Source organism: Arthrobacter sp. PvP023 (assembly GCF_017832975.1).
Taxonomy (GTDB): domain Bacteria; phylum Actinomycetota; class Actinomycetes; order Actinomycetales; family Micrococcaceae; genus Arthrobacter.
Genome location: NZ_JAFIBI010000001.1, coordinates 2,966,208 through 2,978,956 on the forward strand (window position 1 = coordinate 2,966,208; position 12,749 = coordinate 2,978,956).

General features: G+C 62.4%; 8 protein-coding genes. 1 reads left to right on the forward strand and 7 read right to left on the reverse strand.

From position 1 onward, the window contains the following. Positions 1-77 precede the first annotated feature (77 nt). Positions 78-3,557, forward strand: a complete 3,480-nt coding sequence (locus JOE31_RS21840) for a heparinase II/III family protein (RefSeq protein ID WP_209745470.1) — start codon at positions 78-80, stop codon at positions 3,555-3,557. A gap of 143 nt (positions 3,558-3,700) precedes the next feature. Here the strand turns inward: JOE31_RS21840 and JOE31_RS13650 are convergent, their stop codons facing one another. The 7 genes from JOE31_RS13650 to JOE31_RS13680 all read right to left on the reverse strand — a co-directional run bounded on the left by JOE31_RS13650 (position 3,701) and on the right by JOE31_RS13680 (position 12,728). After that, positions 3,701-3,889 carry a hypothetical protein gene (locus JOE31_RS13650; protein ID WP_209745473.1) on the reverse strand — a complete coding sequence of 63 codons (189 nt, stop codon included), beginning with the start codon at positions 3,887-3,889 and terminating at the stop codon, positions 3,701-3,703. Positions 3,890-4,384: 495 nt separating this feature from the next. Further along, positions 4,385-6,313 (reverse strand): glycoside hydrolase family 127 protein, encoded by a 1,929-nt coding sequence (locus tag JOE31_RS13655; RefSeq protein WP_209745476.1) that lies wholly within the window; start codon positions 6,311-6,313, stop codon positions 4,385-4,387. A gap of 70 nt (positions 6,314-6,383) precedes the next feature. Beyond that, positions 6,384-7,337, reverse strand: a complete 954-nt coding sequence (locus tag JOE31_RS13660) for an N-acetylglucosamine kinase (RefSeq protein WP_209745480.1) — start codon at positions 7,335-7,337, stop codon at positions 6,384-6,386. A gap of 36 nt (positions 7,338-7,373) precedes the next feature. Then, positions 7,374-8,624, reverse strand: a complete 1,251-nt coding sequence (gene manA, locus JOE31_RS13665) for a mannose-6-phosphate isomerase, class I (protein ID WP_209745482.1) — start codon at positions 8,622-8,624, stop codon at positions 7,374-7,376. Positions 8,625-8,734: 110 nt separating this feature from the next. Next, positions 8,735-10,831 (reverse strand): glycoside hydrolase family 36 protein, encoded by a 2,097-nt coding sequence (locus JOE31_RS13670; protein WP_209745484.1) that lies wholly within the window; start codon positions 10,829-10,831, stop codon positions 8,735-8,737. 2 nt (positions 10,832-10,833) lie between these two features. Then, complete coding sequence (locus JOE31_RS13675; protein ID WP_245199186.1) at positions 10,834-11,883, reverse strand: hydroxyacid dehydrogenase; 1,050 nt, start codon at positions 11,881-11,883, stop codon at positions 10,834-10,836. Continuing rightward, entirely contained in the window at positions 11,880-12,728 is an 849-nt protein-coding gene (locus JOE31_RS13680) for a sugar phosphate isomerase/epimerase (protein ID WP_209745488.1), read from the reverse strand. Before JOE31_RS13680 ends, JOE31_RS13675 begins: the two co-directional genes overlap by 4 nt. Positions 12,729-12,749: the final 21 nt, after the last annotated feature.

Below are 12,749 nucleotides of genomic sequence, written 5' to 3' on the forward strand. Positions count from 1 at the left end.
GTCTGACAGCGGTGACACCCGCTGATGCAAAGAATGTTCAAGTTATTCTGCAAGTTCAGGGCTCAGGTTCCATCGATGTGGATGACGTGTCACCGGACGTACGTCAGCAGCGCGAGCTTGTTCCCAACGGAGGAGCCGAAGCCCTTGCGACCCCGGCGCCATCAGCTGCGAACGGGTGGTCCGCGGCGTCCACTCAGTGGGAACCGGTCCCGGTCCCTAATCCTTCTGCGGAAGAAGGAACGACCTCCCCGGCCAACTGGAAGACGTACAACTACGCGGCACCCAAAGCAACGATGGTGTGGGACTCGGCGGTTGCCCATTCCGGCTCGAAATCCTTGCGGATCGACGGGGTACCTGGCGGGATCGGTGACTGGCAGCAGATCAACTACGTGCCTGTTACGCCGGGAATCTATAGGTTTGGCTTCTGGGTTAAAGGACAGAATGCCGCGTCTGGCGATATTCGCCCCCTGGTGATCTTCCGCAATGCCAATGGTCAGACCGTTGGCGGTGACAAGGTTGTACAGAACTCCGTTTCCACCGGAGATTGGACCTATGTTGAGTCGGTGCTGGAGGCCCCGGCAGGTGCTGTTTCAGTCCGGATAGACTACCGGCTGTATAACGCCGGAACAGCCTGGTTTGACGATGTTTCCATCTCCCGTCAGGTGACCGTTCCCGGCGTGACTGAAGGTAATGTGGCCGGTCCGGACGCAGGGACAGCGAAAACCGGTTCAAACTCTCTGACGATCAAAAACCAGTCCGATGCCGACCAGTCCGTGCTGGAGTCTTCGCCGTTCCCCGTTGAGCGGCTCGCCGGATACGACTTCTCAGCGGCGGTGAAAACCGCTCTTCAATCCGGTAGGGCAACGGCCGGTCTGAAATACCTGGACGCGAACGGCACCACTCTCAGCGAGCAGGTGGTCGAACCGGTGGAAGGTGCCAGCGAATGGCATGCCTCCGGCCTTCAAGGGTTCCCCCCTGCCGCCGCCACGGAGGCGAAGGCGTTCGTGCGTGTCGCAGGCAAAGGCCAGGCCTGGTTTGACGATCTTTCGCTGATCCGGAGCACGGTCATCGATCCGGCAAAAGATGCAAGCAAAAATGCGAGGCCCTCCTTGCTGTTGGGCAAAGGCGACGTCAGCGCGCTCAGGGAACGCGTCAAGAATGGCGCTGTCGGTGAAGAATACCGGCGACAAGTCGCTCTGTCGGAGAAGTGGAGCGCCGAGCAGCTTTCAGACCCTGCCTACCTGGTCAACCCACACCGGGGACAAAGCAATATCTACACAGTTCCCGCCGGTGCGACCAAGATGCGCCTTGCCGCCGAATTCAGCGGCAAAGGCTCCAGTATGGTGGACGGAATCAGCCTCATCTCCCTGGCCAACAGCCAGCCGCTGTCCATCCCCGATAACAGCTTCGAGACTTTCGACTCGTCGGAGAGTGCCTGGGCAGCCAGCGGAGCCACGGCAGGCGCCCAACTTACCAAGTCCACAGACTGGGCTGTTGCTGGCACCGCTTCTCTTAAATACACAGGGGCAGCCCCGGCCGACAAGATCACCGCGACCTTGAATGCGGACCTTCCCGCAACGGCCGGTGGGCGCTACTCGCTGGGTGCCACCATCAGCCAGCGAGGACTCATCGACGGCGCCGGACTGACGTGGACAGTAACCTTCACCAACGACTCCGGCGTGCCAGTAGGTACCGCCTACAAGGCACCTGCCTACAACTGGGACACCCACACCCGATGGGACTCCCCGCTGTTTGAAGCCACCCAGGCAAGTGCCAACGTCTACCTGGTCACCGGTGACGAAACCGCAGCACAAAAAGCCATCCTCGGACTGAAGTACCTCATCGGCGAATCCATCTGGGGAATGAACTACGCCCTCACCTCCGGAGGCAAACCCAATGGCGAGGACGGCTACGGCGCGGTGCACTTCGGCCGTGCCATGGGTGGATTCGCGCAGGCGTTGGATCTGGTGCTCGACTCCAAGGCCATGAGCGCCGCTGACCGGGCATGGCTCACGGACCGACTGGGCTGGATGCAAGACACCCAGATGAACCAGACGTACTACAACAGGTCCACCGAAGCCGGACGGATCTCGAACTGGAACCTCGACCGGGCCATCGGCGTCGGGATGGTCAGCATGGCACTGCCCAACCTGACCTCGTCCGCCACATACCGGGCACATGCCCAGGGCGAGGTGAGGTGGACACTGGACACCGTCGTTGGTGACGACGGCGCGTTCCCCGAAACCATCCGCTACCACGCCGCACCGTTGGTCCGGCTCGTACCGTTCGCGCAGGCACTCCAGCGGGCCGGCGGGACCGACCTGGTCAACGATCCAAAGTTGAAGAAGATGTTCTCATTCCTAGTGAACATCCAGACCCCCGTCGACTCAACCAATACGAAAGCGCCCGGAACGGTGCTTATGCCAGCGATCGGTGACGCCGACTACAACGAAAAGCCCTACCGGATTCTTGGGTGGAACGCCTCCCTCTACAAGGAAACCGACCCGGAGCTTTCCGCACAGATGCAATGGACGTGGCAAAGGGCAGGTTCACCCGTCGCCGATACCGGAGCCAATCCGTGGGCGCTGCCCCCGCTGCTGAACACTGATCCCGGGCTACTCGCCAAGGACCCTCAACTCTCCTCGTCCACGGTCGCCAGCGTCGGTTACGACATTCTGCGCGACAAGGTCGGCACGGCCGATGAGAACTACCTCATCATGTCCAACACGCCGCGTCCCCTTGGACATAACCACGATGACCGGTCAGGATTCTCCCTGTGGGGTAAAAACGTGCCCCTAGCTCTCGACTCCGGTACCGGCGGCTACTTCAACGGTGACAACGTCTGGTTCAACAGCGCCGCTGCCCACAACGTCGTCCAGTTCCAGGTCAACGGGGCATGGCAGGGCACTGCACCCCAGGTGACGACACCGGTACGCCATCACTCCGACAAGCTGGACCTGATCCAGACCGGCGGCGCCACACCCGGGGCCACCGAATATCAGCGGAACGTGGTCCAGCTCAAGGGTGCCTTCAACTCGTTCCTGATCTGGGACCGTATCAAGTCCTCCGCTCCCAGCAGGTTCAACCTGCACACGCTCACCACGAGCATCGACCAGACCCCTGGCAAGCTCACTGCGCACGGCTACAAGGGCGTCGATCTGGACGTTCACCTGCTGGGGGCGGCTCAACCATCGGTGGCCCTGGACTCCGGCAGGGTCTCGGGCGACTGGCCCCAGCCGAACCAGCAGTGGATCCAGCTCGGCCAACCGGCCGGCACCGATCACACCGTACTGCTGCAGCCACGCGCGACAGGCGAGAAGGCCCTGGAAACCATCGAACACCCCACCGGCACAGCGACCTTAAAGGCGTATGAGCTGGTTGCGGCGAACGGTGAACGCGCCATGGTCCTACTCAACAGCGGTGACGCCGTGGCGCAGGCTGACCTCGGCCTGACAAGCGGTTGGACGGCCGACACCCCCGCCGAGAATGGATCCGTCAACGGAACGACCATTAATGTCGCCGCCCACCAGGCCCTGGTTCTCATCAAGACCCCGTAAGGGAGCTGCTCCCACGGTAGCTGAGGCGGGCCTCACGGGCCCGTCTCAGCCACCTGCATGACAGCCGCCGAGCACGGCAGTCATGGAAAAGGGCCGGTGGTGATGGGCATGTATCTGCCATCACCACCGGCCCTTCCGGCTGCTCAGTTGCCGGGTACTTCCACGAGAAGCCCGGCGCTGCTGACCGTTCCCCCGCCGGACCGCTTCCCCACGACCTTGTACGTCCGGTTGCCGGATGCCTCCGGCAACGTAAACGTGGTTTGCCAGAGTCCGTCGGCGATGGCAACCGATTCCCTATCTGCACTGACCTCATGGATGTCGAAAACCGTCACAGTCCTTGGTTTGGTCCACGCCAGTTCCGCACGTGCCCCCCGATAGCTCACCGACAGTATCGGCATCTCCGGATCGAGTCCCGTCCGGTCGACCTCTTCGAATACACAGGCGCTGGTGGTGCAGACACCGGCGTGCAAGATCTCCGGCAATGGAATGATGTCCCGCGCCACCCGCTGCAAGGTCCTGCCGTTTGCGGAAACCAGTGCGGTGACGAGGTGGCTCCTGGCATCACGTTGCAGGCGCAGCCACGGCCGGCCCCCACATTCATGTGGATGAGCTCCCGCAGATACGGGCTACGGATCTGACCTCCACCCGCGTCATCACCCGGATTGCCGGCGCCATAGTCTTCCCGGGTGTCCAGGGTGCGGGTGCGCAGGACCAGCCGGCCATCGGAGCCGACTCCGACGAAGACATAACTCGAAGTGAAATCGATATCAGAAACCCTCCGACAGACGACCGGTGTTATTCAAGTCACATTCGACGCTATTAGAGTGCTATTGGACGGTCGGGCTGTACGCCGGGATCCAGATCCGCATGGTGGAGCTCCCCCGCTCTGCCCAGGAGTGGTAAGGCACCAGCGCCGCTTGGGCGCTGGCAGCGGTCACCGTCTCATTTAGGCTGTTGAAGGGCCAGGCGCTGCCGGACTTCCTGCGGTGCAGTCCGACAAGCCGTACGGTGACGGTGCCGTCCTTTTCGCCGATGCCCGCTGTGGTGTCTATTTGGGCGTCGGAGAGTCCCCATCCGACTGGGAGGTCGATGGATTCCAGAGCGAAGACTTCGGGGCCGCGCTCGATGGCCACGCAGCCGCGGACAGCGTCAATCCGGTCATCGGGCCAGGAGAACCGCGGGTCCATGGGAAGGTCGAGGATGATTTGCTGGCCGGGCCGGAAAACCCGGGTGACTGTGGTTGTCCCGGGGACGGCAGGCTCCGTGCCTTCGCCGGCATCCAGCGTTGCGCCGGTGGCCCAGACGGGAACCCGCAGACTGATGCTGACGGGAGTACCGGGCGCGTCCGCCACGGTCAGCGTGATCCGTCCAGTGGCCGGGTAGCTCGTTTCGATTTCCAGGATCAGGGCGCCGGTGGCCAGTTCGGCGCGGATGCGTCCTGCCGCATACTGGTGGATCTGCACCCCGTCGGCGTCCATGGTTGCTACATAGGAGCTGAGGCTGGCGAGTGTCCGGGCCACGTTGGGCGGGCAGCAGGACACTTCAAACCACGCTTCACGGCCGCTTGAGCCTCCCCGGATGCAGACGCCGTCTTCGTTCAGTGGCGCCTCTCCTGCATTGGTGCGCTGGTGCAGGGTGTTGGCGTAGAAGAAGGACCTGCCGTCGGCGGAGGGCGAGGTCGCCACAATGTTATAGAGTGTGCGCTCGATCAGGTCCGCGTATTGCGGGTCGCCGGTGGCCAGCAGCAGGCGCCAGCTGAACATGTTGGAGGCGACTCCGGCGCATGTTTCGCAGTACGAGCGGTCCGGCGGGAGCACGAAGTCTTCCCCGTAGGCTTCGTCCATGTGGTGAGAGCCCATTCCGCCGGTGATGTAGGTGCGGCGGGCGACGGTGTTTTGCCACTGGAGCTTCAGGGCATCGAGGAGTTCGGTGTCGTTGGTTTCAACCGCAGCGTCGACTGCGCCGGCTGCCAGGTACAAGGCGCGAACGGCATGGCCGCGCAGGACGGTGGCGGCCCGGACGGGCATGTCGTCCTGCCAGTAGGCTTGGCCAAATTCGAAGAGGGGCAGCGTTCCGGTGCCTCTGCGTTCGATGAAAGTCTTGGCCTGGTCCAGGTAGCGCCGCTCGTCGGTGACCCGGTAGAGCTCCACGAGGGCTACCTCGATTTCGGCGTGTCCGCATACTTGATCCAGCCCGTCGGGCCCGAACATGGTGCAGACGTGGTCAGCCAGTTTTCGGGCAACGTCCAGGAGCTTTGTCGCTCCGGTGGCGCGGTGGTTGGCGACTGCGGCCTGGATGAGGTGGCCGAAACAGTACAGCTCATGGCCCCACTTGAAGTCGGAGTAGCGGGGTTGCTGCCAGGGCCGGCCAAAAAGAGTGTGGAGGTATCCGTCGGGATCCTGGGCTTGGGCCACCTTGTCGATGAAGGCATCCAGGATCTCACTGAGTTCCGTTTCGCCCGAGCGGGCATGTTCCCAAGACATGGCTTCGATCAGCTTATAGATCTCCGAGTCGGCGAATTCCCGTCCCCGGTGTTCGTACTTTTCCTTCCCGGCCGCCTTTTCAAGGTTGCCCAGCCAGTCAAGGCGGGTGACCCAGGAGACCGCATGGGGAATGATGGCGGCGCGGTTTAGTTCTTGGCGTTCCCTCCAAAAGCCTCCCGACAGCGATACGGCAGGTAAGGGCAGTGGCGAAAAAACACCCGCCGAAGGGGCGACCGGGAAAATGTCTGTTGCGGGGACGTGAACGGACTGCATGAAGGCCTCCATGCCGCTTCAACGCGGCGGGCGAAATGTCGACAAGGATTGAGACGATTGAAAACTACGGCTAGTTCGAGCGCGTCAGATGTTCGGCGACGAGCTGGGTGACACCGAAGACAGGGGCCTGGTCAACACTGCGGACATCAGTGATTCCGTCCTTGGCCAATTCTTCACGGAAAGCTGATTGAAGCCGCGGTACGTGCATGCCAAGGCCTCCGCCCAGAACAACAGGTCCCGAGATGCCCAATTGAGACAGTGTCTGCGCGGTCATATCAGCGAGATCCTGCCCGGCACGATCAAGCATCTTCTGACTGGGGACGTGTCCAGCGTCAGCAGCGTCTACTACCAAACGTGCCTGCTGCGCCCAGTAGCGGCGTCCTGTGCCCGCCGAGTGGAACAGCGCGATCAGTTGGTTCGGATGGTCCAGGTCGCAGGCGCCTAGAAGAGCCCGGGTGAGGGTGTCCGCTTCATGGCCTTGGTTCATCCTGCGCAGGCTGTGGCGGACAGCTTCCCGGCCGAGCCAGTATCCGCTTCCTTCATCTCCCAGCAGGTATCCCCAGCCCCCTGCCCGGGCCTCGGCTCCGCGCGGATTACGCCCCCAGGCCGCTGACCCCGTCCCGGCGATGACGGCGACGCCGGTGCTGACACGGCCTGCTGCCAGCAGCAGCCGCGAGTCGTGGACGACGGTGGTCACGGCTGTCGGCGCGAAAGTGCCAACGAGAGCTTTCAGGGCTTCGGCATCGGCTTCGGTGTCGATTCCGCCGGCACCGGCGTACACCTGCCTGATGTCTCCGTAGCCAATGTCCGCGAAAAGCTCTGCGAGGTTGGCCTGGGCAGCTTCCCGGCTAACGTTCTGGACGTTGGCACTGCCTGCGATACACTCAGCGACAGGCACGCCGTTTTCAAACCGTACGCCGTGGGTCTTGGTTCCACCAATATCCAAACCGATCAAGGCTTCCGTTGCACCGCTGGCCGTACGGATCCTCTCAGCTGTGAACTGGGAGTTTGTTGAGTTGGTCATATCACGCCTGACGTGGTCGTAAGGAAACGGTCATGATCAGTGTGGCGTCGGTTCCTGGATCCCCGTGGTGGCGACGAATGCCACCACCGGCTCCGTGGCTGCCCGCAACGTCACAGGGGTCTCATTGGCGCCGGCAAAAGCGCTGTCGCCTTGCCCCAGTTCAAACGACTGCGCTCTTGTCTCAAGCACACCACTGCCGGAGGCCACCAGGACAAGCACCGGAACCCCTGCCGGCAACTCCGGGCTCCGGCCTCCTGGTTCCAGTTCGATCCGCTGCAATTGGAACTCGTCGAAGGGAGGCTGCCAGATCAGGTGGCCTTTTGCGGGAGAAGTCGGGGCGAGTCGTGGAACGGGCAGTGGCATGAAGACCACTGTTCTCAGCAGTTCGTCAACGTCGATGTGCTTGGTGGTTAGTCCGCCGCGCAGCACGTTATCCGAAGATGCCATCACCTCGATACCCAGGCCGTGCAGATAGGCGTGAATGTTTCCGGCGGGCAGGTACACCGCTTCGCCCGGACGAAGGGACACTCTGTTCAGGAGGAGGGATATCAGAACCCCCGGGTCGCCCGGGTACGCTTCGTTGAGCTCCAGTGCCGTTTTCAGCGCCGCGGGGTGGGGGCCATCGTAAGGGGTGGATTTCAGCAGCGCCGCCGTGGCCTGAACCGCGCGGGAGACTTCGTCGCCGCCCCTGATCAGACCCGCGAAGGCTTGCTGGATGGAAGTTGGTTCGTCGGCTCCGGCGAGAATGCAGCTTATCTGGTGCAGGACCTTGGGGCTTTCGGTGCCTGTCTCCCTGAAAGATGTCACGAGCGCTTCGAAAATCGCTTTGGTCTCGGCGGCGGAGCGGAATCCGCACAAAGCGTCGAAGTCCGTTAGGGCCAGGATCATCTCGGGCTTGTGGTTGTGGTCCTTGTAGTTGCGTGTCTGCGCATCTTTCGGGACACCGAGGGCCTCTTCGGCTGCGAAGCCGGTGGCAGCCTGTTCCCGGTTTGGGTGCACCTGAAGTGACAGCGGAGATTCAGCAGCCAGCACCTTCATCAGAAATGGCAGGGCGTTCCCAAAGGCAGCCCGGCTGCGTGGCCCCAGCAGACCTTCCGGGTCAGCATCTATCACCTCATCCAGGCGTGTGTCACCGCTGTCCAAGAGTGCCACAGACGGCGCTCCGGGATGGGCGCCTATCCACATTTCCGCCTCGGGAGCACCTGAGGGGCTCCGGTCAAGGTAGTCTGCGATGAGTGTCTTGGACCCCCAGGCGTAATCCCTGATGCTGTTGGCCAGTTTGTACATAGCTTCTTCTTCTCCGAATCAGGGAATCGCAAGTTTTTCGACGAAACCGGCGGGAGGAATGCTCAGTTACCGGGGCACCCGGTGCTGAGGCGCACCCCCAATGCCCGCCTCTATGCAGCCTGCACGGTGAAGGTTGCTGCGAAAGGGTGCCGGCTCCGTGGCGTGGCAGAGAGGAATAAGTACCCGGATGGGTCCCACTTTGTCTCGAAACCTCTACCGGATCCCAGCCAGCAAATCGTAATTTCCTGCCCGGTCCAACGAGGCAAATGCAGGGTCAACTCGTTCTGATCGTGACCGCGCTGCCATACAGTAACCAGGTCCCTTTCGGAAGCCCGGAGTCCGACAGACAACCACTGATCATTCCAGAGGGGTATTCCCGAGGGATAGAAGGCGCTGGACGCTTCGATTTCCGGAAGTAATGCCTTGTGCTCCGAAACGGCTTCACGTACCAACGCCAGCTGGCCGGGAGTCATCTTGTCCAGGAAGCCCGAGAGGCACATCCGGCCGAGCATCCCGGTTGCCATCGTGAAGCGGATTTCCTCATCGTCCATCTCGGGTTGTGGGTAGGCCCAATGGGCTGCCTGTTCCGGCAGGACACTGAAGAAGGCATTGGCTGCGATCGGCGGGTACCTGAGCAGGTCCTGCTGGTCGGACGTGGACTGGAGGTCCAGGCGGGACAACAGGGCGTAGTCCTGCCGCATGGCCCCCGAAGCGCAATTTTCGATCGTGACCAGCGGGTGCCGGGCCTTTATGCCGTCGAGCCAGTCAAGGTAGGCGCGGTTGTGCCCGAGCAGGCCGGCGCCGGTGGAGCTGGCATCGACGTCTGTACCCGGGCCGGCGGTGATGTTGTAGTCAAGCTTGAAATAGCTCACTCCGAAGTCACGGACGAGCCGGTCCACAGTTTGGTCAAGATGTGCCCTGGCGGCCGGGTGGCGGAAGTCCAGGTGGTATCTGCCGTGTTCCACCACCCGCGTACCGTTGCGCTGCAGGAAGGCCGCTTCCGGCAGCGCATCAGCTATGGGGCTGCGTACTCCGATGACTTCGGGTTCAAGCCAGATGCCCACGCCCATGCCATGGAGTCCAATGGCGTCGGTGACTTCGCTTAGCCCGTTGGGAAAGCGGGCGGTGGACGGCTGCCACTCCCCGACCGCGTCCCACCAGTCGGTCCCGTCGTCGTACCAGCCTGCGTCGATGCAGAACACGTCTGCGCCGGCGGACTTGGCACTCTTGATCAGGGGCATGAGTTTTTGAGTGGTGGGGTCACCCATGAGGGTATTCATGAAATCGTTGTAGATTACTGCCGGCCCTGAAGACGCGGGCAAGCCACGGAGTGCCCGGCGGTGCGATGTCATGTCAGCGAGTGCACCCTGCAGCCCTTCCTGGCTGATAGCCAGGGCTGCCGGCACGGTGGAAAATTCCTCACCGGGCTGCAGGGAATGCAGCCAGCTATGTTGGTCATCTGTCGGCCCGAGCAGGGCGAGGCAGAGAGCGTCGCGGGTCTCGCTCAGGTCCCAGGCCCATCCCCCGTTATGTTCGACCTGCCACATCCAGCACCACCGGTCATCGGCGTCCACGAGAGCCGCTGTGGGCAACGGCCCCCCGCTGGACCAGGATGAGGTCGAAGCACGAAGCAGATGCCCCCGCTGGTCCTGTGCATGAAGACCCAGGTTCAAATCAGGCAGAGCACGGCGTACGTCCTCAAGTGTCCATTGGTTCTCACCCAGCCATTGCGAGGTGGCCGAGGCCAGCCGCAAGCTTCCGGCGTCGGCAGGCCGGTGTCCGGCCAGGATTGGGAGTGCCAGGGTGGACACGGCCTGGAGCGAGACCGGGTTGCTTCCGTGGTTGCGGATAGTCGTCACAGCCTGGATGGTACGGCCGCCGTTGGCGGCACGGAGGACAGCCTCTGCTTCCAATCCGGTTTCTGCGTCGCGCTGCAGCACTGTGAGGACGTGCCAGTTACCCTCCGTTGTGGCTGTGTGGTGGGCGTATCTGAGGCGCTTACCGACGGCTGATTCGGCGTACCGTTGACTGGTTCTGGCTCTTCCCTCCTCTACAGTGAGAATTTCCACGAGTGCAGGACCGGATGCCAGCGGAACCGACGGTGCTTCTGCCGGGTGCAGGTAGGCGACCCCGACCGGGCTTTCCATATCGATATTAAGCGCCAGATGCAGCGTGCCGTTAGACCACGCAATATTGCAGGTTTCCATGTTTATGCCATCCTCATCAGGTCAGTCAGGCCGACCGGGAACCGCTGCGGCGCGGCCGCGGCGTAACGTTCAATTTCATCCAGTGCATAGGCTGCCAGGCGGTGAAGCTCCGTGCCCATCGAACCGGCAATATGGGGTGTCAGCAGGACATTGGGAAGGCTGAATAACGGGTGGCCGGCCGGCAGAGGTTCCGGGCTGGTGACGTCCAGGAAAGCATTGAGCCGCCCCGTCTCCAGCTCATCAACCAATGCATTGTGGTCCACGAGTTCACCCCGTGCCGTGTTGATGAGTGTCGAGCCGTCCTTCATTGCAGCAAGCTGGGCGGGGCCGATCATGTGCAGGGTCTCTGGCAGAACCGGCGCGTGCAAAGACACGATATCGCTGCAGCTCATGAGCTCATCCAGGCTCACCCGGCGTGCGCCCAGCCGCAGTGCTTCGGCGTCGCTGATCGTGGGATCGTACACTGTGACATCGAAGTCGAAGGGCCGGAGGCGCTCAAGGACGAGTCGTCCGATGGTGGATGCTCCGACGATCCCGATGGCCCGCTCGTAGTTGCCGGTTTCCGGAAACTCCCGCTCTCGATCGATTTTGGTTTGGCGCTGCTTGTAGAGGTGGCTGGCAGCGATCGTTGATTTTCCGGCCAGGAGGATGAGTCCGAGGGTGTACTCGGCCACCGGCAGTGCATTGGCCTCTGCAGCCGTTGTCACTGTTATTCCCCGCTCCCAGCATTCGGGCAGGATGTGTCCTTTGACGCTTCCCCCTGCGTGGGCAATGAGCCTGAGCCGGGGCATGCGGGCAAGAACCGTTGCGTCGATGCGCGGAGAGAACCAGCCCGTGAGGAGAACATCGACATCTCGGATGGCATCATCGGGTGTCGCTTCGAAGTCCTGAATGACCATGCTGAAGTCGCAGTCACACATTGATTCGAGCCGACTGCGGAGACGTTTGGAAAACAGTGCGTCCCGCAGGTCAGCATCCTGCATCGCCAGGGCAACTTTGGGCCTGAACACAGGCGTTCCCGGCGCGGCGGTGCTGTGCAGTGCTGCACTCAATTGATGTCCCTCTCCCAATGCCTGTCGAGCCATGTCCGGAGGGAAGGCAGCGCGACGTCCAGTTGCGCCGCCTCCGGATACCATGCCTTCTCCCACTCAAGAGTGACCGCTCCGCGGTAGGCGTTGCGGACCAGCAGCCGGCCAAATTCCTCAGTCGGCAATGAACCTTTGCCGATGGGCAGCGGTGTGCTGCTGGCCGGCATGTCGGCGTCTTTGATCTGGACGCTGCCGCGGCCGGTCGCCAGCCAGGGTTCGAGGGTTTTCCACGTCTCTTCCAGCTGTTCGCCCACACGCCAGGGATGCAACAAATCCCACACCACCCCAACGGGGCCGTCCACACGGTTGAGGATCGCTGCGATGTCTATTCCGGCGGGATGCGAATCGTGAGTCTCCAGCACCGGCAGGACGCCGGAGTCGGCAGCGTATGAGGTGACGGCACTGAGCCTGCGTGCCGCCCGTCCATCCACCTCCTCACGTGGTTCCGTCAGGGGCGGGGCATCGGTGCAGGCGGCAGGTCCGGTGTCTGCTCCAGGGAATACCCGGACCATTGGTGCTCCAAGGTCCCTGGCGAAGTCAACCGCCTGGATGAGCCCGGCGACAACTGTCTCATCGGCGCCAGGGGCCGCCACCTTCACGTAGCTGGCGATGCCTGTGACCTGCACGCCTGCTGCGTTAATCCGGTGGCGGAGGTCATTCCGGGCCGCAGCGTCCATGTCCGGGTCGGCAATTTCGCCTCCAGCGAGCCGCAGTTCGACGCCATGGATATGGTGTTGTTGCAGCCATGACAGGACGACGTCCAAGGGTACTCCGGGCGCGCCCAGCGTTGAGGCTGACGGCGTAATCATGTTGTTCCTCTTGTTTGAAGG